Source organism: Bacillus sp. KICET-3 (assembly GCF_033261025.1).
Lineage (GTDB): Bacteria > Bacillota > Bacilli > Bacillales > Bacillaceae > Bacillus > Bacillus sonorensis.
The window spans coordinates 4,376,931-4,398,157 of record NZ_CP137345.1; the positions used below are offsets into that span (position 1 = coordinate 4,376,931).

Below are 21,227 nucleotides of genomic sequence, written 5' to 3' on the forward strand. Positions count from 1 at the left end.
CGATACAATAGTCACAAAAAATCGATTTCGAGACAGAATATATAAAACTTTACGCCCGCTTGTTCGATATTAAAAGAAGACGTTCATGACAAGGAGGGGATTTTCCAGATGATGTTTTTACTAGTTTTATTTGCTCTGTTTATTTTGTATTCATTCTTTTTTGACAGCAACAACAAAAGACCGTATAAACAAGCAGCGGCGAAAAGCAAAACATTGGTCCGCCAGCCGGCCGCGCCGCCCGTGTTTTTGAGGGTCATCGAAACCGCACCCGGACAGACGGCAAACCGCCGCACCTCTGAAGGTATGCGTCCGAATCTGCGGCTTGTTATGAACCCGGCGCACCAAAACGAAAAAAAATAAGAAAAGCGGCATACATGGTGAATGCCGCTTTTCTTATTATCTTCTTATTATCTGTTGTGTTCCACCGTTCTTCCAAACGCTTCCGGCGTCATACCGGGCGAAATGCGGACGCGGTGCAGCGCATGCATTCCCTGTTTTCGCGAAGCTGCCCCAGGCTCTGTTGTGACAGCCATTTGGTAGCCTGCTTGTTTTGCCAATTTCAGCGTCGTCTCATTATAGCGTCCGACCGGATAGCTCAGCATCACGGTGTTTTGCCCGAACATGGCGTCGAACTGTTTCTTGGAACGCGTCATCTCGCTCAGCTGCCGCTCCGGCGTCAGCCCATTCAGCTCGACGTGGCTGATCGTATGGCTTTCAATCGAAATGCCGTTTTGGCTCATCTCTTTCATTTGTTTAGCTGTCAGATGATGGCTGCCGTTCACCGATTTTCCGATCATGAAAATCGTCGCCTTCATTCCGTATTCTTTTAAAATCGGATACGCTTTTGTATAGTTGTCCGTATAACCGTCATCAAACGTAATCAGCACGGATTTTTTCCGCGGCATTTTATCCTCTGTCAAAACGGTATAGGCTTCTTCAGGCGTCAGTGTATAATAACCGTTTTCTTTCAGCCATTTCATATGTCCGCGGAACTCCGCTTCAGGCACCCGCAGGCTGTTTCCCGACGATATGCTGTGATACATCAAAATCGGAATGCGGGCGGGGCTCTTTACGCTTATCCAATCCGCTGTATCTGTTTGTTTTTGACGGGATTCTTTTTTTGATGGTACAGCCGCTTTTGGCGGCATTTCCTTTTCCTCTCCGTTTGCTTCATGGCTTGAGCACCCATATAGTGCCGCGGCTAAAAACAGGAGAAGAAGCATCCTCACGTTTTTCACACTTTTTCCTACTTTCTTTTCAATAGATTACTTTTTTAATATCGGATTGCCGGCAGCTTTTTTCATCATTTATGCAAAATTAGGAAGACCATGCTTTTTGCAGCCGCTTGATTCCCTCCTCGATTTCCATTTCGGAAAGACCCCCGAATCCCGCCATCACCATTGAAGATGGGCTGTCTTCGGGATCAATCCAAAAATCGGATACGGGGTAGACCTTTACACCTTGCTTCTCCGCTTTGCTTATGACGTCACCAGCATGTTTGTTTGCCTTTATTACAATATGGAGGCCTGCTTTTTGGCCAATGATCTGCACCTGATCCCCGAAGTATTTGTCGATGGCTGAAAGCAATGTTTTATGTTTTTCCTGGTACACTTTTTTCATTTTTCGGATGTGCCGTTCAAAATGCCCCTCTTTCATAAACAAATACATCGCTCGTTGAATGATAGGAGAGGAGGGCTGGCTGTAACGGCGGAATTTTTCACAGAATGGGCCTGTCAGCTCCTCGGGCAGGACGATATAGCTGAGCCTGGCCGACGGCAGAAACGATTTTGAAAATGTCCCTAAATAAATGACGTTTTCCTTCGTATCAAGCGCTTTTAAAGATGGAATGGGCCGTCCCTGATAGCGAAATTCACTGTCATAATCATCCTCAATGATGTAGGCGCCATGATGATGAGCCCACTCGAGCAATTTCAGCCTTTTTTGGATAGGGAGAACCATCCCGTATGGGAACTGATGGGAAGGTGTGACGTAAGTCAATTTTGCCCGGCTTTCGGCCAGCTGCTTCAAATCGATCCCATCCGCTTCCAGACCGATTGGCCGAACCTCCCATCCGTGATTTAGAAAAACAGAGCGAACCCCGTCATAACCGGGATTTTCCGCCGCTACCCGCCGGCCGCGATTCGAGAGCAGCTGGCACAGCAGACTGACAGCATGCTGCGTACCTGAACAGATCACAATTTGCTCGGGTGAACAGCGTACACCCCTTGCTTGAAATAAATACTTGGCCAACTCTTGGCGAAGGCCCAGATCGCCCTGATGCGCACCATATAAAAATAAATCGGGCTCCCCGCTTGTCAGCACATCTTGCAAACACCGCTTCCAGACTTTGTATGGGAAATGGTTCAAATCGATATCGCCATATGTAAAATCATAGGGTGCGGCAGGCTTTTGCCCAGAATCACAACGCCCGGAACGCGCAACGTCGTTATATTGAGTGAGCGGCAGCAGCGGTTTTTCCAACGGAAGCACCTTTATGCCGCTTCTCGGTTTACTTTCTGTATACCCTTCCGCCGCCAGCTGCCCGTAGGCGTTCTCAACGGTATTTTTACTCACCTTTAAATGCTCGGACAAATAGCGGATTGAGGGCAGCACTGCCCCCTGAGGTATGCTGCCTTCTTCAATGTCTTTTTTTATATTCATAAAGCTGAATATAGAGGGGAATGCCGAGCTTTTTGTTAAGTAAAGGAGTTAATTCTATCATCATCTGACCTCATCAAGTTTTATATCATTGTCTCTTTTTAAAGGGACAATGACAACCTAAAATCATGATCATACACCGAAAGGAGAGATTCACTATGACTCATACGATTCGCAATCACAAACTGGAATGCACAGATAAGGAGAAGATTGACCGCTTGTTGACCAAAGCGCCAACCGGGTACCTCGGCTTGTCAACGGACGGGGTCCCTTATGTCGTACCTTTAAATTTCGTTTGGACAAACGGCTTCATTTATGTCCACGGTGCAGCTGAAGGCCGAAAAATCGATATGCTTCGCGAAAATCAGCATGTATGCTTCACGGTCAGCGAACATTACGGAACGATGGTCCATCCGATTCCTGCAAAAACAGACACAGCTTATATGAGCGTCATCCTTTTCGGCAAAGCGGAAATCATCTCAGACTTGGATGAGGCGACAGCCGCCATGCAGGCCCTTCTGACAAAATACGTGCCGGGCTACTACAGTTCCCCGCTTTCCAAAACCCATGTGGAAAAATACCGGTCTTCTTTGGGCAGCAGAACGGTTGTAATCAAAATCCGCCCCGATGTTATAACCGCTAAAGAAAACGAGCTGAATCAGAGCATGAAGTACGAACAGGGCCGAACCGTCCGCGAAGACCTGTAACAAAAAAGGCCCGCAGGCAGAGGCATGTTTAGGCTGAGTCTCCATCCAGAAACTTCTGGCCGGCCGCACACCGTTTTCTTTTTTGTCCAGCAAACGACTGCTGGCCTTTGTCCGGCCTGCTTGCCATCAATTGATGCCAAAACGTTTCCGCCGTCTTCCAGGGGGCTGCCGTTTCAATTTGGCATCCGGTTTTAGCACATGCCGGTCTTTGTTGTAAGCGGCGATAAAGACATCGACCGTCGGCCGCTGATCATGCTCATCTAACAAGAGGACTCCGCTGCTTTTCCTTCCATTCAAGCGTATAAAAGATGACAAACCGAAAAAAGCCGATGCATTCGGTGGCAGCCAGGATCACACCCATTACCGCATCATCAGTCCCGGAGCTTGCAAAGTAAACCCGAGTCTCCAGATGATATAAATGCCGTTTGCTGCAAAACACATGACGATTAAAGGCTTTTTAAAGCGCGGGTTCGCGTTGCAGCTGAAAAACCCAATCAATATGAGAACGATCATCACGAGCGGATAACGATATAAAACTTGATTCATCTTCTTTCTCCTATGCAATTGTTGTATACGGATGGAAAATTACTTTTCATCCGCCTTCTTTAGCAAATTACTACTTTGCGGTTAGGAAATTTAAAAAATATAACTTTCATACATGACCTTAGACTCTATTACTAAAACAACAAAAGGACCACCGGCGATATTTATTCGAATTCTCTCTTGAATCATTGGTCATAAGCTTCTGTTTCTTTGAATGGATGAAAGCAGCCTATCAAACGGTTTTTCCCGAGAAAAAAAGGCTGGATGCCTAAATATTTGATTTATTTTTGACGGATTCACAGCCTTTTTGTGTCGATTTTTTTGAAGAAAACGGAAAAACGGGAAAAACCGGCGTGATTGCACCTTTTTATGTTTCGAAAAAAATGATGTATGGCGCGCTTTTCTGTTCATCAGCTCATGATCAATGATTGGCCGGCGGATGACGAAAGCCTGTCAGCAATACGTGTAGGTCTTCTTTCGCACTTGTCTGAATTTTGATTTTTTTAGTATACTTAATTTAGTTAATTAACACAGCAAGGGGTTTTCAAACGAATGGGGGAAAGATGATGGAACCAAAAACAGAGATACAAAGCATTCCTTTTCAACCAATAAAAGAAAAGGATGATCATTTTATTGCAAGAATGATGAATATAAAAATCGGCATTATTCCGCTGCCTGTATATTTACTGCTGTTTGCTTTAATTGTCACGTTTGTAAATATGCATAATCTCAAAAGCGATATCTTAACCTCTATTGCTGTAACGGGTTTTTTCGGCTTTACCTTTGCACAAATCGGAAAGTCTATTCCATTTGTCCGATCTGTCGGGGGAGCTGCAATCCTCGCTACATTTATTCCGTCTGCTATCGTGTATTACCATTTGATTCCGGAAGACATCATTCAATCGACAACTGAATTTACAGAAAACTCAAACTTTCTTTATCTATTTATTTCTACCATTGTAGTTGGAAGTATTTTGGGAATGAACAGAGAAACGCTCGTCAGGGCATTTATTAAAATTTTTGTTCCTATGATTGCCGGATCAATCGCTGCTGCTGCGGTCGGCTTAGCGGTTGGCACCATGCTCGGCCTCGGCTTTCAGCATACATTGCTGTATATTGTCATTCCCATCATGGCGGGAGGAGTCGGTGAGGGAGCGATCCCGCTGTCCATCGGCTATTCTGAAATTATGCATATGTCGCAGGGGGAGGCTTTTGCGCTGGTCATTCCATCGATTATGTTCGGAAGCTTAAGCGCTGTCATTTTATCAGGCGTCCTTAATGTCATTGGAAAGAAAAATCCGGAATGGACGGGAAATGGAAAAGTTGACCGTTCAGAGGGTGAAAGCGCTCCTGCACTTGAAGCTCAGGATAAGAAAAAAGAAAGCGTTTTTAATCTGTCGGATTTTGCATCAGGCGGAATACTCGCTGTTTCACTGTATTTAGTCGGCATGCTTCTTCATGACCTATTCGGCTTGCCGGCGCCGGTCATGATGCTGTTATTGGCAGTCGCGATTAAATTGTTCCGCCTGGCTCCCGCCAATATCGAAAGCGGAGCCTACGGCGTGTCGCGCTTTTTTTCAACCGCGGTTACATACCCGCTGCTATTTGCGATCGGTGTTTCTATGACGCCGTGGGACAAGCTGATCGCCGCTTTTAACCTTGCCAATATTATTACGATTATCTCCGTCGTCATCACCATGATAACCGTCGGCTTTTTCACCGGAAAATGGCTGAACATGTATCCGATCGAAATCGCCATCATTAATGCCTGCCATTCCGGCCAAGGCGGTACAGGCGACATTGCCATCCTCAGTGCCGCAGAGCGGCTTGAGCTTATGCCGTTTGCCCAAGTGTCTACACGAATCGGCGGCGCCATCACCGTTACGCTTACACTGCTGCTCCTGGCTCAGTTTTATTGATGAAATAAGCCTGCAGAATATGCTGCAGGCTTTTTGTTTTTAACGCACTTTTTTGGGAACATAATCCGGGTAATCTGTGACAATGCCGTCGACTCCCGCCTGCAAAAGCAGAGGAACCTCATCACGGTTGCGGACGGTCCATGGTGTAATTTTCATCCCGAGTTTGTGAATCCGCGGCACCATCGTCGGATCTGCGGCTACATTTCCGAGATGCGCGTTGACATAGTTTGCATATCCTGCAAAGTCGTTCAGTTTGGCATCCGTCAGATCTGAGAAGCGGGAAGTTAAAACTCCTGTCGGCACGGCCGGCAGCAATTCGTGTATTTTGCGGACAGATGCAAAGTCAAATGATTGGACAACCACTTTTCTTTTAGGCCTATCCAGTTTCCGTTTTTTCAGGGCAGCCGCTACTTTTTCTTCAATTCCCGGGTAGCGGGCAGGTTCTTTTAACTCAATCAAGAGTCCGATTTTCCCTTTATACCGATCAAGCACTTCTTCGAACGTCGGAATCCGTTCACCAGCGAACTGCTGCCCAAAATAGCTCCCGGCATCAAGCTTGCGCAGCTCAGCAAGCGTCAGATCCTTCACATTGACGGGCGCCTCAGAATCAATGTCGGTCGTACGGTTCACTGTTGTGTCATGAATGACGACAAGCTTGCCGTCTTTTGACATTTGAACATCAAGCTCAATATAATCGGCCATCATTTTGCGCGCTTTGTCAAATGCGGCGATCGTGTTTTCAGGTGCATAACCGGAGGCTCCTCTGTGCGCAATGACATCCACTTTCCGCGCTTTTGCCTGCGGCTCTGCCGCCAGTGTGTGGGATGTTAACAAAAATGAGCCTGCCAAAAAACCGATCAATAAGGACAATACCAGCTTTTTCAACCCTGACACAATATCCACTCCCCTTTTCTCTTTGCCGTTCGGTACAACAGTATAGCTTCGTACTGTAAAGATTATGTTGCAGCCATTTTAATTTTCATCGCGCATTCAGAAATAGGGGATTGTTCCTATCCATTTCTAAAAACATAAAAGATCTCCCGTTCGGGAGATCTTCAGCATGCTACCGCTCGCAGGCAATTTTATCTTTATCACGGTCAAGCTTTTTATTGGCGTCATATAATGCTTTTGAAACATAAGGCTTGTACTTTGTTTTTCCTCCTTTGTTCTTCACGGATTTTGCTCGGGCCACACCGCCTTTATAGACCTTGTTCAGCGCTTTGCAGTTTTTATACGTTTTCACCTTCGGTTTTGCTTCAACGACCCCTCCGGCACTAAACGAAAAGCCAATGATCAGGCCTAAAGACAGCAATGCGGCGAATAATTTTTTCACTTGCCACTACCCCTTTCTTGAATTGGAATGTTTATGTATTTCTCTATTTATGATAAGTGATTCGGCCTCTTCCCTCAAGAAAAAAATGACATTTCATTGAATAAAAAGTCTCAAATCGACACAGGACTTTTTCCCCTGTTGAAAACGCCGGCATCAGCCGGCGCGTTCAGCTGCGCTCCCCCGCTTTTTTTAAGACAGAGTCCAATTCATAGGCGAGCTCCTTCGGATGGATGCATAGCATATCTTCAAGGGGCCGGCTCCAGTCGCCGTTTTTAATCAGCTTCACTGCATAATGGCCTGCCGGATCGCTTTCCGGATACCACTCGACATCCAGCAGCAAACGATCCTCTTCATGCTGAAGCTGCAGGAGGTCCCGTTTGAAATCAGACTGCCACACCTCGCTGTCAGGCGCTAATTCGCCGGGATTTGCATCTGTTAATGCATGATGCGAAACCGTCCAGCCGCTCGGAACGCGAAGCCTCAGCAGATTGCGGGGACCGCCTGATCCGCCTTCCTCTTTCCAAATCACTTTTTCCAATCTTTCAACCAGCTGATCATGCGGAATATCAATCATCCCGCCGACAGGCTCCTGTTCAATATTGAAAATCCTGATATCATAACGAAGATCCCCCGCATTCTCAACTTGTACGATTTTATTTTCCGCTTCATTTTCCAATATCAACAACATTTGGCGGTTCTCCCGAATCGGCTTTTGATATAAGTGGTTTTCTTTCACCTTCCAGCCAGCCCTCATTTTCAGAGGATGCAATTTAAAAAAATAATGCCATATCGTCAATCCGCTCACTTCCCAGTCATAGAATAAGGCCGCTGATTGTCCAGTTTCTCCTCCTGCCTTCTCACATACAAGCCTATGCGGGAGCTTCGTTTTTAGAACAGACGCAAAAAAACTTGAAGATCGCGGTCTTCAAGTTTCGTCTGTCAGCTGATAGATGTTGATTTGACTGAGTAGGTCGTCGTTATGACTGCTTAAAACGGCTATTTTGTCAGGCGACAAAAATCTTCCTCTTAAGAATGTCATTTGATCCCCCGGCTCCAGTGTCATTTGATTTGATTCAGCCGTTAATTCGATGATGTTTTCTTGGATGAACATTGCCGCCTCGCCGGAATACTCAACATCATGCGGCTTATAATTGGATTTCAGATATACTTTATCCTGGTCAGACTGGTAAGCATAGTATCTATTATTTCTGGTATTCACGATGATTTCCAATTGATCCATGTCATAGCGGACAACCGGCAAATCCTTAGTCTCCGACCAAAACAAATAGAATGATTCATACTGATCCTTTACATATGTTTGTTCAATCTTCGCGAACTTATTTTCCTTCATGCTGTATCTGTAAAAATCTTCGTCATATGTGGCGAAAATAACCTCATCGCTTCCCCACACATAATATTTGGACAAGACGGGAATGTCTTCTTTTACATTGCATTCCTGACAGGTCATGCTGTCAAAATTGAAATAAAACAACCGCTTATCATCGTGGAAGAACACGGCCAATTCTTTCGTTGCAGCGTTTTTAAAAGACGCATCAATGACAATGTCCTCTACACCAATCGTTTCGATGACATTCAATTGATCATCAAGCACCATGATTCCTTCATAATCGTCATTAATGACGATTTTTCCCGGAAACACTTCCATAAAATAGACATCTTTATCCATACGGAATTGGTTTAATTCAAGTAATTTCATCGTTTTTTCCTTTCAACACGGCTATTTTATAAACTTGGAAATCGATTTATTTCCATCTGCTTTGCTTTCGTCCAAGACACCGCTGATCGGATCCGCTTCCCCCAGATGTTTTTTCCCTGTATGATCAAACACTTCGATATGGGCCGCTTCTCCTACATGAAGCGTGTCACGGTAGTAGTACAGACCGTCTTTTGCGTAGACTGTGGCGCCCTTCACCCTGATTTTTGTTCTCTTAAAATCATCTCCGCTGAGAAATGTTTCATGGTCCTGCGGCACCCGTTTTTCTTTCACATAGCTACGGTTGCTCTTATTGAGCTTCTCGTATAATTCTCTTCTTTTTTCCTTGCTGTAGTTATTGCCGTTGTGGGCTACATAATCTTTTTGCGACATGCCCTCAGGCTTTGGATCCCAATGCGGTTTTGACCGTCTTCCTCCATCCTTCACTGAAAATGCCAGCAGGTCGCTCAGCGGTTTTTTCTCCAAACCGATTCTGCCGGCCATCGGCCCTGCATGTGTGGCCAGCTGTTCGACGCGAATGCCGACCGGCACTTCAAAGCGGCCGATGTTTTGTTTCACTTTGTCGATGGTGTTTCGTGCACTGCCCAGCTTATCATTGATCCATTTGCTGCTGTGGGTATTGTAAGGAAGTTTTTTAACCGGCAGTTTATCTGCGTAGCGGGCTGCCGCTCCGACGCCTGTGATGGCAAACGCATTGAACAGACTTTGCTTCCGCTGTTCATCGGATAATTTGTTTCCGAACATATCCCTTCCTGTCGCCGCTTCCCCAAAACCGTTCGCCGCCGTCAAACCGTAAATTCCAAATTCGGCTTTTTTCAAATAGTCGAGCGATTTGGCGGACTTGTAAGCGTCAAGGGCATGTTCCGCTGCATTCAAGCCTTTGGCCGTTTTATAAATGGCTTTTCCGCCTTTAAATGCACGGCCCGCCCAGCCGACGACAGGAATGAATCCGGCTGCCGCCATGGCGCCCGCTGTAACCCGCTCTGATGCGGAGAGCTTTTCTCCCGTTACAGGATCGATACCGTCTTTCGCCCTCTTATAATCATAATAGCCCGTCACTTCTCCGGTAAAGGTGCAAGTCGCATCCCAGGCTTTTTTATACCACGGCCTGTTCGCCTGCTCCTCTTGTTCTTTCGCGATTCTTCTTGCTTCTTCCTGCTCCTTTTTGATTGTCAGGTATTCGGCCGTCCCCTTTTCCACTTCATCTTTGAGCTTGTAGATGTCGCTGCTATGATAAGCCTTGGCGTCAAAGTAGACGGGAGACGCTTCTTTTCCCTTCTGTGTAGCTTGGGTAAGCGCTCCGTACAGTCCGAGAACAAAGCTCTCTTCCGTTTCCGATAAGGCGTATTCTGATTCCAGATCGTTATCAAACTGATTCACTTTGTCAACCGTTTCTTCACGTTCTTTTTTTGCTTTATCAAGGTGGTTTTCGAAAGCTTCTGAAGAAAATGCTTCCAGCGTCATAATGTCATCGATCTCACGAAAGATGTTTTGCAGTTCTTTTTTTTGTTCAGAGACGATTGATTTTGATGTGGTATAAGCGTTTGACAGGTCATTCTCCAAAAAGTCAACCTTGACGACCGTATCCCCGGAAAGATCGACATCTTCCGTTGCGCCGGAAATTCCGTCTAAAAATGCAATCTGCTTGTCAATCAAGCCTATCCACGCATCTGCAACATCAGCCTGAGCCTGATAAAAATCTTTAATGGCTTCCGCGCCTTCCCCCTGGAAATCGCCTCCCAGATTCACAACAGCGTGAAACTGCTTTTTTAAATCAGTGATTTGCTCTTTTAAACTTTGATATTGTTTTGAGCGTTCTTCCATTGCGGAGATCAAGGTTTTTGCTTCATAGATCTTCATCGGCCATAAGCCCTTTCTTTAATTTTTTCTATTAAAATATGCACACTGGCCCTAAAACAAGCGGCGCGTTAGATCGCCGATCGTGCTGCCTAATTCGTCGAGGGCTTCCTCTCCTTTGGCCAGCAGCTGGTCTGCGGTATGCGCGAGGCCCTTCGCGGCCGATAAAGCGCCCTGCTCTATTTCCAGCAGCACGATCTTGGACTGGATTCTGGATTTATAGCTTTCATAATCATCCGCTATGATGTTTTCCATCTCATTGTATGCTTCATCTCTGGCATCATTAAATTTCTCCGAGCGGCTTCCTTTCCATGAAGAACCCAGCTCAGGTTTCTTAATGTTTTTGATTTCCTCCATCGATGTATTTTGTTCCGCTTCTATTTTGCTTTTCGCCCGCTTGAGCCTTGATATCTTTTCTTCCAGATCGGCTGATTGACTGGAAATAGCCGAATGTATTCGATCTAACATATCTGAATAGCTCATTGAACCGTCACCTCTTGATTATTCAAAATGAGAGACAAAAGGATAATTTCGAAAATTCCAAAAAATGCATCCGTAGGCCTTTTTCCATAATTTAAATTATAAGTCTGAAAGTAACAGAGATGAATAGGAAAATATACTCTTTTTAAAACCAAAACTTAAAAAACGCCTGACGGCTAATAAAGCGTCAGGCGTTGTCTGGTTTATTCGTTGGCTTTTTCTTTTCCATAATGATATTTTGACGGATCAACAGGCCTAAAGTCCGAAAGCTTATGGAAGCGCAGCAAATCTTTGTAGAGAACCTGGTCAGACAGGTTCAGCTGTTCAGACACCTGTTTTTTCAGGTTTTCTGTTTCTTTGTTCGGTTTTAATTCTTTACCTGTTTTTGTATCATACACCGTCGAGTCGATCACTGTGTATTTCGGCGTTACATAGTTGCCGTTTCTGAAAGCGACCGTTTGGTCATGATCTTTTGAAAAGAGATCTGTTCCAAAGTTGATATAGTTTTTGTTATCGATTCCTTGGAGGTGAAGCAGTGTCGGCATGACGTCGGTTTCTCCGCCAAACGTATGATTGACTCCGCCTTTTTTACCAGGCACGCGAATCATAAGCGGCACCCGCTGATTCATTGCGTTTTGATATGGTGTAATCTCTTTGCCCAAAACTTCTTTCATCGCACGGTTGTGGTTTTCGGAAATTCCGTTGTGATCCCCGTATATTACGATTACTGAATCATCATACAGCCCCGCTTTTTTCAAGTCTTTGAAGAACTGTTCCAGTGCTTCATCAAGATAGCGGGCCGTTTGGAAGTAGCCGTCAACCGTATCATCTCCGGTCGTCCCTTTTTCAAGGGTGGCGTCTTTTTCATCCAGGATGAACGGATAATGGTTCGTCAGCGTAAGCAAATGCGCATAAAACGGCTGTTTCAGCGATTTCAGCATCGGGATGGACTCTTCAAAGAACGGCTTATCTTTCAAACCGAGGTTGACAAGGTTGTCTTCAGACATGTCATAAGAGCTGGCGTCGAAGAACTTATCATAGCCGATCTGCTTGTACACCTGATCCCTGTTCCAGAAAGATTTATAATCGCCGTGCAGGACGGCGCTCGTATAGCCTTCTTTTTGGTTTAGAATCGCCGGCAGGGACTGATACGTATTTTGTCCTTTTGTTACGAATGCCGTACCTTCCGGAAGCCCGAAAAGACTATTATCCATCATCAGCTCGGCATCAGCCGTTTTGCCCTGTCCAGTCTGATGGAAAAAGTTGTCGAAGTACATCGTGTCTTCTTCGCCATGCGCCAATTTATTCAAAAACGGCGTTACTTCTTTTCCATTCAGCTTGTAATCTATCAAAAACGACTGGAAGCTTTCCAAATGGATCTTAATAATATTCTTTCCTTTCGCGGCGCCGAAGTACTTGTCATTCGGCTTCGCGTAATGGGAGTTTGTGTAGTTGATGACGCTCGTCAAATCATCGCTGCTTGCATACGCCTTTTGCGTCGCATTCTGAGCCGCCTGAACGCCGTCATAGATCGTGTAATTGTAAGGCCCTAAATATTTGACGATATAGTTGCGGTCAAACGTTCTTGTCAGCAGCTCCGGACGGTCTTTTTCAGCGACTGACAGGTTGATATAAAACAAAAGAACACCCGCCAGAACGACGACAGCGGCCCATCTTTTCTTCAGTTGTGAAGCCTTCAGTTCCGGCATGCGCACACACAGCGCAATCAGAATAATCAAGTCAATGACATAGATGATGTCGTGAAAAGACATGATGGCAAACACGCCGTCCGACATATTGCCAAGGTTTCCGGCTTGTTTCAGGTTTGCAAAAGTCAAAAAGTCATCAAAGAAACGGTAGAACAAAATGTTTGCATATAATACAAACGTCATCACGGCGTCAAGGACAATAATCCATATCGCCGCGCGCCTTCCCTTTGCAAATAAAGCCAAACCGAGAAACACAATGGTAAAGCTGAATGGATTGATAAATAAGAGAATCTGCTGCGTGGTTCCCTTCACGCCTAAGTTAAATTCCATTAAGTAAGAAGCATAGGTTTTCGCCCATACCAAAATAACAGCTAACAAAAAAAAGCTTAGCTTATGAGAGAATATTTTTTTCATGATAACCTCTACCTTTTAACATTTTAGTCTTTTTCTGTTCCGGCAAGCGGTCACATCAAAGCAAACTAGTTCTACAATAACATAAAATAGGAAAAACAAACATTGTTTTCTTAAACGCTACAGCTCCCGGCCTGATACAGGCGCATTACATTGCCATTAGTATGACGGATTTATTCCTCAAAAGGTTTCACAAGACATTTCATTTTATATGAAGGCTTTTTATTTTCAGATTCTATGATATGCTTTGGCGACTTCGTTATGAATAGAAATATATGATGCGGCCCGGCCAAACCGGGGGATAGCTATCTATCTTTATCAAACTCTTTCAGATAAGCGTTTCTCTGCGCATCCGTAAACTGGCCGATCCAATCCTGCCGGGCTTCTTCTGTCATATGCGGGAGGATGTGAAGCTCAACCGCTTTATAAAAAGCCGGTTCCGGAAGAATGTTGTAAGTCGGAATGCGCACCATCCGGTTTTCCCTGGTCCGGATCAGCACATCCATTAAAAAGATGCCTTTCAGGCTGTATCGGTGCCAATCCATTCTGATGCTTTTCATGTCCTTGATATCGACCGATTTCTTGCCTGAGAACAGCCGGCCGTTTTCTCCTTCTATAATATTGAAGATAACGTTTCCTTTTTTCGTGAACGCGGGGAAAACGATTAAAAACAGGGTGAAGAAAAAAAGGCTGAAAAAAAGGCCCGCAGGTATGGCCAAAAGATAATATTTTGTTTGAAATGTCATTCCCATATAAAACAGCCACAGACTTGCAGCCCCGAATCCAAATGTAGCGAGAAACAGCCAACATCTGAAAAACATTTTGCCCCTTACTTCTATCAATCCATCCAAATGTGAAGACCTCCCTTCCCCTTTCAAGAAGCGGAATAGCGGTTTGCCATTTTGATTCTTGCTTTATAGGCGGCTGCTTTTATTTTTCTTCAGCGCTTTCACACAACTATTTTCACTTCTTAACACAGGCCATTTTTATTCATTATAATCATCTAGAAAATGCGCCAAATCCTACTAAAGTATGAGTTTTATCTCCTTCAAGCTTAAATTTTGCTTAAATTTACAATGTGAGGGAGAAGAAAGATAAGCCACTACTTCTTTTTATGTAATGGATCGGTTGCGCCATATGATAAGCCCCCATTCAAAAAGGCCGCCGGTCACATCCGGCAGCCCTCCCCGCTATTTCGATATATCAACAAACCCCTCGCCAAACACATCCCTGACGTCATGGATGATGACAAAGGCTTTTTTGTCTGTGCTGCGAATAATCTTTTTCAGCATGGACAGCTCCTGCTTATTGATGACGATATATAAAATCTCTTTAGAATCGCCCGTATAATGGCCGCGGCCCGATAAGACCGTAACCCCCCTGTCCATCAGCGTGTTCACTTGCGCGGCGATTTCATTTTTATGCTCAGAAATAATCGTAATCGCTTTTTTCGTATTGAGCCCTTCAATGATAAAATCCATCACCTTTGTGGCAATGTAAAGCATGACGATCGTAAACATCAGCTTTTCGGCCCCAATGATAAAGTAGGAACTGAATACGACAACCAAATCAATCATTAATAAAGCATAGCTGATGTTCCAGTCAAAGTATTTATTCGCGATTCTGGCAAGGATCGCCGAACCGGCGGTCGTTCCCCCGACGCGGATGATCATGCCGATGCCGACACCGGCAAATACGCCGGCAAAAATCGAGCTGATGATCACTTCCTCAGAAGGGATGACCCACTCTTCCGTCACATGAAGAAAAAATGAATTGGCCGCTACCGCGATGATCGTATACACCGTTGTTTTTTTATCCAAAAACCGATAGCCGATGATCAGAAGAATCCCGTTCAGCACAAAGTTTGTTATGCCTGGGGACCATTCAAACAGATAATACAAAATGAGCGTGATCCCGGTAACGCCCCCTTCTCCCAGATCATTCGGTATCGCAAACAGATTAACAGCCAATGCAAAGAAAAATGCTCCTACGATGATCAGAACGATATCAATGACTTTCTTTTTCATATCACCAGCTCCTTTTCAAAGATTGATCATCACAATAAAAACCCAGGAGAGCGCTCTATAAAGAGCATAAACTCCTGGGCTTTTATCCCACCGTGTCATAACGATTTATCGTTATGTGTTTTCTCTCGGACCAGGCCAAATGCGGGGCATCTGCGGAACCCTAGAAAACCACTTTTTCTTTCGTTCTATCAATTTGTCATCTTCAAGCATTATAAGTGAATTTCAGAAGCCTATCAACCCCATAAAAGATTTGATTTTCTGTAAAATAGCTTCCATGTATAAACAAAAAAACGTTCTATAATAAAAATATACGTGCTTGCCTGAGGGAGGCGCTCCGATGGATAAACAGAAACGGCAATGGATCATTAGACAAACCATACTCGAACATCCCGTTGAAACGCAGGAACAATTAGTCAGCCTGCTGAAGAGCCGCGGTGTAACCGCTTCTCAATCTACCATTTCAAGGGATATAAAAGAGATGTGCCTTGTCAAACAAAGCAATGAAAATGGAAGACTTGTCTATCTTACAAACCCTACTTTATCACTTAACACCACAAAAATACTAAAGGAGAAAATGTCAGATGTCGTCTTACAGGTCACCCGCTCCGGAAACATGGTCATCATTAAGACGATGCCCGGAAATGCCCATGCGATCGGGGTTCTGCTTGATCAGCTTGGACGGCCCGAGATGCTGGGCTGCATTTGCGGCAATGATACCTGTCTGGTGATCTCTGAATCTCCCGAAACGGCGCAGTCCTTTTGTGAGAATTTGTGCTGAAGCCGTTTGCAATAGCCGGTCCCGCTGGAGGGCCGGCTTTTTCATGTTCAAACATTGTTCAAAAATAAATCCCCTTAAAAAATATACAGAATTTATACGTTTTTTTTATTGTCCTGACAGCCGTTCATTTTCAAATTATCATATTTATTCATTTTTGCTTTTGCTTCATCAAAAAATATGTGAAATAGTTCTCATTCTTGCTGTTAGCGCTCTCACAGCGCTTCTTCTCCCGCTGCTTTAAGCTGAACATGTAGTAAAAAAGAGCTTAGGAGGCGGGATGATCATGACGACACCGATACACGTTTACTCAGAAATCGGCAATCTGAAAACCGTCATGCTGAAGCGGCCCGGGCGGGAATTGGAAAATCTCACACCCGAGTATCTTGGACGGCTTCTGTTTGACGATATTCCTTATTTGACAGCCGTTCAACAGGAACATGACCAATTTGCAGAAGCACTAAAACAACAAGGAGTGGAGGTTCTTTATTTAGAGCAGCTGACAGCCGAAGCACTGGAGGACGCAGCCGTCCGCAAGCAGTTTATCAGCGATCTTTTGTCTGAAAGCAAAGCAGACATACACGGGGCTTATGAGAAATTAAACGAATACTTACTTTCGATGGATACCAGTTCAATGATCGAACATGTCATGAGCGGCATTCGAAAAAATGAATTGGAAAAAGGGACGCGCACCAACTTGCATGAGTTGATGGAGGATCCTTATCCATTCTATCTCGATCCAATGCCAAACCTTTATTTCACAAGAGACCCGGCAGCCGCAATCGGCAACGGACTAACCATCAATAGAATGAAGGAACCAGCCCGCCGGAGAGAGTCGCTGTTTATGCGCTATATCGTGCAGCACCATCCGCGATTTAAAGGCCTGGATATTCCGATCTGGCTTGATCGCGATTCCAGCTTCAATATCGAAGGCGGAGACGAGCTTGTACTTAATGAGGAAACGGTGGCAATCGGCGTCTCAGAACGTACGTCCGCCCAGGCAATTGAACGCCTCGGCCGAAATTTATTGAAACGCCAAAACCAAATTCGCCGGGTACTGGCCGTAGAAATTCCAAAAACCAGAGCCTTTATGCACTTAGATACTGTATTTACGATGGTTGACCGCGATCAATTCACGATCCATCCGGCAATTCAAGGTCCTGAAGGAGACATGCGGATCTTTATCCTTGAACGAGGAGAAACCGATGAAGACATTCATATTACTGAAGAGCACAATCTGCTTGAGGTCCTGAAAAAAACGCTCGGCCTTTCAGATGTGAACCTGATTTTCTGCGGAGACGGAGATGAAATCGCTTCAGCCCGCGAACAGTGGAACGACGGCTCCAATACCCTCGCCATCGCTCCAGGTGTTGTGGTCACTTATGACCGAAATTACATTTCCAACGCCTGCTTGAGAGCGCAGGGCATCAAAGTCATCGAAATCCCGAGCGGAGAGCTTTCAAGAGGACGCGGAGGCCCGCGCTGCATGAGCATGCCGCTTTACCGTGAAGATATCAAATAGCCGTTTTAGAAAAAGGAGAGAGAACAAAATGGAGAAAACAATCGATTTAAAAGGCAGAAGCTATTTAGCCGAAAAAGACTTTTCAGAAGAGGAAATCCTTTATTTGCTCGATCTTGCCCAAGAATTAAAAGACAAAAAAGCACAAGGCATCAAACATCGCTATTTAGAAGGCAAAAACATCGCCTTGTTATTTGAGAAACCGTCAACCAGAACGCGCTGTGCCTTCACAACGGCCTGCATCGACCTCGGCGCCCATCCTGAGTACCTTGGCAAAGACGATATTCAGCTCGGCAAAAAAGAATCGATCGAAGATACGGCAAAAGTTCTCGGCCGGATGTTTGACGGTATTGAATTCCGCGGTTTTGAACATGAAAAAGTTCTGTCGCTGGCCGAACATTCAGGCGTACCGGTATGGAACGGCTTAACCGATTTATGGCATCCAACACAAATGCTTGCCGACTTCATGACAATCAAGGAGCACACAGGACGTGTGAAAGGCATCAAACTGACCTATATCGGCGACGGCCGGAACAATGTTGCCAACAGCCTGCTCATCGGCGGAGCGAAAGTCGGCATGGATGTCAGAATCTGCTCGCCTGAAGACCTTTTCCCTGATCAAGAAATCGTGGAAATGGCAGAGGCTTTCGCAAAAGAATCCGGAGGAAAGGTGACCGTAACAAGCGATACAGATAAAGCGGTCTCAGGAGCTGACGCGCTGTATACAGATGTCTGGGTGTCCATGGGTGAAGAAGACAAATTTGCTGAACGCATTAAATTGCTGAAACCTTATCAAGTCAATATGGATCTGGTCAAGAAAACCGGAAATGACGAGGTCATCTTCCTTCACTGTCTGCCAGCTTTCCACGATCTCCATACAACATACGGACAAAATGTATATAAAGAGCACGGCCTCAAAGAGATGGAAGTAACAGATGAAGTCTTCCGCAGCAAACATTCTAAAGTATTTGATGAAGCGGAAAACCGCATGCACACGATTAAAGCAGTCATGGCGGCGACACTGGGCGAGCTTGACTGACGGAAAAAGGGAGCCTTTCTCCCTTTTCCACCCTTAAACCGAATGAGGTGACCAAAATGGCGGAAGAAAAAAAACTGGGTCTGTTTGCGCTCATAGCGCTTGTCATAGGATCGATGATCGGCGGTGGGGCATTCAACCTCGCAAGCGACATGGCTTCCGGAGCCGGGGCCGGAGCGATTTTGATCGGCTGGGTCATTACCGGAATCGGCATGATCGCCCTGGCTTTCTCTTTTCAAAATCTCACGACGAAAAGGCCTGATTTAGACGGCGGCATTTTTACGTATGCACGGGAAGGATTCGGTCATTTCATGGGCTTTAACAGCGGCTGGGGATACTGGTTCGCAGCCCTGCTCGGAAACGTCGCATACGGGACGCTGCTGTTCAGCTCAGTCGGATATTTCATCCCCGCGTTTGGAAACGGGCAAAATATCGCATCTATTATCGGGGCGAGCGTGATTCTTTGGATCGTACACTTCTTGATTCTGCGGGGAGTCCAATCCGCTGCCATGATTAACTTAATTACGACCATTTCAAAACTGGTGCCGATTTTTGCATTTATCGTCGCCATCATCTTTGTTTTTCATCTTGATTTATTTACTCAGGATTTTTGGGGGAAAGGGCTTTCGCTCGGGTCAATCGGGGCGCAGGTCAAGAGCACGATGCTTGTCACCGTTTGGGTGTTTACAGGTATTGAAGGCGCCGTGCTTTTTTCAAGCAGGGCCAAAAAATCGAGCGATGTCGGTAAAGCAACCGTTATCGGTCTGATCAGCGTGCTTGCGATTTATGTGATGATTACCATGCTCTCTCTCGGCGTGATGAATCAGGAAAACCTGGCCGGCCTTCCAAACCCTTCAATGGCCGCGATCATGGAGCATATCGTCGGCAAATGGGGCGCTGTCCTGATCAACTTGGGATTAATTATTTCTGTATTGGGCGCCTGGCTGGCATGGACATTATTCGCCGGGGAACTGCCGCTGATTGCCGCGCGGGAAGGAGTCTTTCCAAAGTGGTTCGGAAAAGTAAATAAAAACGGCGCGCCTTCAAACGCGCTCACATTGACAAACGCCATTATCCAGCTGTTTCTGCTGACGTTTATCATCTCAGATGCGGCTTACCAATTCGCTTTTTCCTTGGCATCTTCAGCAATCTTAATCCCGTATTTATTTTCCGGACTTTATCAGCTCAAATACAGCTGGATTCACAAGGAGCCTGACCGGTTCAAAAACGTGGTCATCGGGATCATCGCAAGCATTTACGGTATTTGGCTTGTGTATGCTGCCGGTCTTGACTACCTGCTGTTGACGATGATTTTATATGCGCCTGGCATTCTCGTATTCCGGGCTGTCCGGAAAGGTAAAAAAGAAGGTTCGGTATTCAACAGGGCAGAGCTTGTCATAGCCGCCATCATCCTGGTCTTGGCTGTCGTTGCCATTGTGAAACTGGCATCAGGAGGCATTTCCATTTAACAAACTTCACTGAATCAGAGGTGTTTTACTATGAAAAAAAGAAAAATCGTTGTCGCACTAGGCGGGAACGCGATTCAAACCGGAGACCCAAGCGCGGAAGCACAGCAGCGGGCCTTGAAAGAAACAGCCGCATATTTGGCTGATATGATCGACAGCGGCACCGAATTAATTATTACACATGGAAACGGCCCGCAAGTCGGGAACCTGATGATTCAGCAAAAAGAAGCTGATTCTCCAAAAACGCCGGCAATGCCGCTTGAAACCTGTGTATCCATGACACAAGGAATGATCGGCTACTGGATGCAAAACGCCATCGATGAAGCGCTCCAGGCGAAAGGAAAGGACAAGCATGCGGCAACTATCATTACCCGTGTCGCCGTCCGCAGCGATGATGAAGCATTCCGCAATCCGACGAAGCCGATCGGACCATTTTACAGTGAACAGGAAGCAAAAGAGCTGATGAACAGCCAAAATGGAGACATCGTCTTTAAAGAAGATGCAGGAAGAGGCTGGCGCCGCGTTGTACCGTCTCCGACGCCGGTATCCATCCTTGAGCATGATGTTATCAATGATTTGGTTGAAAAAGGCCATATCGTCATCGCAGCCGGCGGAGGAGGCGTTCCTATCGTCGAAGACACTCAATCTATATGCGGGATCGATGCCGTGATTGACAAAGATTTTGCCGCTTGTAAATTAGCCGAACTGGTGCAAGCGACCGAACTGATTATTTTAACCGGAGTCGATAATGTCGCCATCGATTATTTAAAACCGACTGAACGGGCGCTTAAACACGTCACCACCCAAGAACTGAAAACGTATATAAAAGAAAACCAATTTGCAGAAGGGAGCATGCTGCCAAAAGTAAAAGCAGCCATCCAGTTTGCCGAAGCCAATAAAGGAAACAAAGCGGTGATTACCTCCCTCCAATTAGCCAAGGAAGCCCTGGAAGGCAAAGCCGGCACCATCGTCGAGCAGGCGTAAACGGCAGAAGGAAGGGCTCGGAAAAGGGTTCTTCCTTTTGTATATCGCCAAAAACAAGTAAAATTTAA

Annotated in this window: 21 protein-coding genes and 1 riboswitch; of the genes, 8 read left to right on the plus strand and 13 right to left on the minus strand. The window is 45.6% G+C overall.

Features of this window, described 5'->3' with window-relative positions:
- Positions 1-108 precede the first annotated feature (108 nt).
- Positions 109-360, plus strand: a complete 252-nt coding sequence (locus tag R5H20_RS22350) for a hypothetical protein (protein WP_006639614.1) — start codon at positions 109-111, stop codon at positions 358-360.
- A gap of 47 nt (positions 361-407) precedes the next feature.
- Here the strand turns inward: R5H20_RS22350 and R5H20_RS22355 are convergent, their stop codons facing one another.
- A complete protein-coding gene (locus R5H20_RS22355) occupies positions 408-1,223 on the minus strand; it encodes a polysaccharide deacetylase family protein (RefSeq protein WP_034326804.1) in 816 nt (271 codons plus the stop codon).
- A 94-nt stretch (positions 1,224-1,317) separates the two neighbouring features.
- On the minus strand, positions 1,318-2,613 hold the full coding sequence (locus tag R5H20_RS22360) for a MocR-like pyridoxine biosynthesis transcription factor PdxR (protein ID WP_006639616.1): 1,296 nt from the start codon (positions 2,611-2,613) through the stop codon (positions 1,318-1,320).
- A gap of 203 nt (positions 2,614-2,816) precedes the next feature.
- On the opposite strand from R5H20_RS22360, the gene R5H20_RS22365 reads away from it, so the two are divergent.
- Positions 2,817-3,365: a pyridoxamine 5'-phosphate oxidase family protein gene (locus R5H20_RS22365; protein ID WP_006639617.1), complete on the plus strand. Its 549-nt coding sequence runs from the start codon at positions 2,817-2,819 to the stop codon at positions 3,363-3,365.
- A 126-nt stretch (positions 3,366-3,491) separates the two neighbouring features.
- Here R5H20_RS22365 and R5H20_RS22370 read toward each other — a convergent pair whose 3' ends face one another.
- Both R5H20_RS22370 and R5H20_RS22375 read right to left on the minus strand, forming a co-directional pair.
- A complete protein-coding gene (locus R5H20_RS22370) occupies positions 3,492-3,632 on the minus strand; it encodes a hypothetical protein (protein ID WP_006639618.1) in 141 nt (46 codons plus the stop codon).
- Between the two features lie 93 nt (positions 3,633-3,725).
- Entirely contained in the window at positions 3,726-3,911 is a 186-nt protein-coding gene (locus tag R5H20_RS22375; RefSeq protein ID WP_029419716.1) for a hypothetical protein, read from the minus strand.
- A 563-nt stretch (positions 3,912-4,474) separates the two neighbouring features.
- Here R5H20_RS22375 and R5H20_RS22380 point away from each other — a divergent pair.
- A complete protein-coding gene (locus tag R5H20_RS22380; RefSeq protein ID WP_006639619.1) occupies positions 4,475-5,827 on the plus strand; it encodes a citrate/malate transporter CimH in 1,353 nt (450 codons plus the stop codon).
- A 39-nt stretch (positions 5,828-5,866) separates the two neighbouring features.
- On the opposite strand, the gene R5H20_RS22385 is transcribed toward R5H20_RS22380, so the two are convergent.
- The 9 genes from R5H20_RS22385 to R5H20_RS22425 all read right to left on the minus strand — a co-directional run bounded on the left by R5H20_RS22385 (position 5,867) and on the right by R5H20_RS22425 (position 15,379).
- A complete protein-coding gene (locus tag R5H20_RS22385; protein ID WP_040348660.1) occupies positions 5,867-6,721 on the minus strand; it encodes a glycerophosphodiester phosphodiesterase in 855 nt (284 codons plus the stop codon).
- A 169-nt stretch (positions 6,722-6,890) separates the two neighbouring features.
- Positions 6,891-7,160 (minus strand): excalibur calcium-binding domain-containing protein, encoded by a 270-nt coding sequence (locus R5H20_RS22390; RefSeq protein ID WP_006639621.1) that lies wholly within the window; start codon positions 7,158-7,160, stop codon positions 6,891-6,893.
- A 166-nt stretch (positions 7,161-7,326) separates the two neighbouring features.
- Complete coding sequence (locus tag R5H20_RS22395) at positions 7,327-7,848, minus strand: hypothetical protein (RefSeq protein WP_224254445.1); 522 nt, start codon at positions 7,846-7,848, stop codon at positions 7,327-7,329.
- 237 nt (positions 7,849-8,085) lie between these two features.
- A complete protein-coding gene (locus tag R5H20_RS22400) occupies positions 8,086-8,877 on the minus strand; it encodes a hypothetical protein (protein ID WP_006639623.1) in 792 nt (263 codons plus the stop codon).
- 21 nt (positions 8,878-8,898) lie between these two features.
- Positions 8,899-10,755 (minus strand): ribonuclease YeeF family protein, encoded by a 1,857-nt coding sequence (locus tag R5H20_RS22405; RefSeq protein ID WP_006639624.1) that lies wholly within the window; start codon positions 10,753-10,755, stop codon positions 8,899-8,901.
- A 51-nt stretch (positions 10,756-10,806) separates the two neighbouring features.
- Entirely contained in the window at positions 10,807-11,235 is a 429-nt protein-coding gene (locus R5H20_RS22410; RefSeq protein ID WP_006639625.1) for a YwqH-like family protein, read from the minus strand.
- 200 nt (positions 11,236-11,435) lie between these two features.
- The gene (locus R5H20_RS22415) at positions 11,436-13,355 is read right to left on the minus strand and encodes a lipoteichoic acid synthase (protein WP_006639626.1); all 1,920 of its coding nucleotides are present in this window, start codon (positions 13,353-13,355) and stop codon (positions 11,436-11,438) included.
- Between the two features lie 302 nt (positions 13,356-13,657).
- Entirely contained in the window at positions 13,658-14,173 is a 516-nt protein-coding gene (locus R5H20_RS22420; protein WP_051056703.1) for a YfjD family protein, read from the minus strand.
- Between the two features lie 369 nt (positions 14,174-14,542).
- The gene (locus R5H20_RS22425; RefSeq protein ID WP_006639628.1) at positions 14,543-15,379 is read right to left on the minus strand and encodes a YitT family protein; all 837 of its coding nucleotides are present in this window, start codon (positions 15,377-15,379) and stop codon (positions 14,543-14,545) included.
- A gap of 69 nt (positions 15,380-15,448) precedes the next feature.
- A riboswitch (guanidine-I (ykkC/yxkD leader) is annotated at positions 15,449-15,554 on the minus strand.
- A 162-nt stretch (positions 15,555-15,716) separates the two neighbouring features.
- Between R5H20_RS22425 and argR the strand changes: the two genes are divergently transcribed.
- The 5 genes from argR (at position 15,717) to arcC (ending at position 21,159) form a co-directional block, all read left to right on the plus strand.
- Positions 15,717-16,157 carry an arginine repressor gene (gene argR, locus R5H20_RS22430; RefSeq protein WP_006639629.1) on the plus strand — a complete coding sequence of 147 codons (441 nt, stop codon included), beginning with the start codon at positions 15,717-15,719 and terminating at the stop codon, positions 16,155-16,157.
- 283 nt (positions 16,158-16,440) lie between these two features.
- Complete coding sequence (gene arcA, locus R5H20_RS22435; RefSeq protein ID WP_006639631.1) at positions 16,441-17,676, plus strand: arginine deiminase; 1,236 nt, start codon at positions 16,441-16,443, stop codon at positions 17,674-17,676.
- 28 nt (positions 17,677-17,704) lie between these two features.
- A complete protein-coding gene (gene argF / locus R5H20_RS22440; RefSeq protein WP_006639632.1) occupies positions 17,705-18,712 on the plus strand; it encodes an ornithine carbamoyltransferase in 1,008 nt (335 codons plus the stop codon).
- A 56-nt stretch (positions 18,713-18,768) separates the two neighbouring features.
- A complete protein-coding gene (gene arcD, locus R5H20_RS22445) occupies positions 18,769-20,178 on the plus strand; it encodes an arginine-ornithine antiporter (RefSeq protein WP_006639633.1) in 1,410 nt (469 codons plus the stop codon).
- A gap of 30 nt (positions 20,179-20,208) precedes the next feature.
- A complete protein-coding gene (arcC, locus tag R5H20_RS22450) occupies positions 20,209-21,159 on the plus strand; it encodes a carbamate kinase (protein ID WP_006639634.1) in 951 nt (316 codons plus the stop codon).
- The last annotated feature ends 68 nt before the right edge of the window (positions 21,160-21,227 follow it).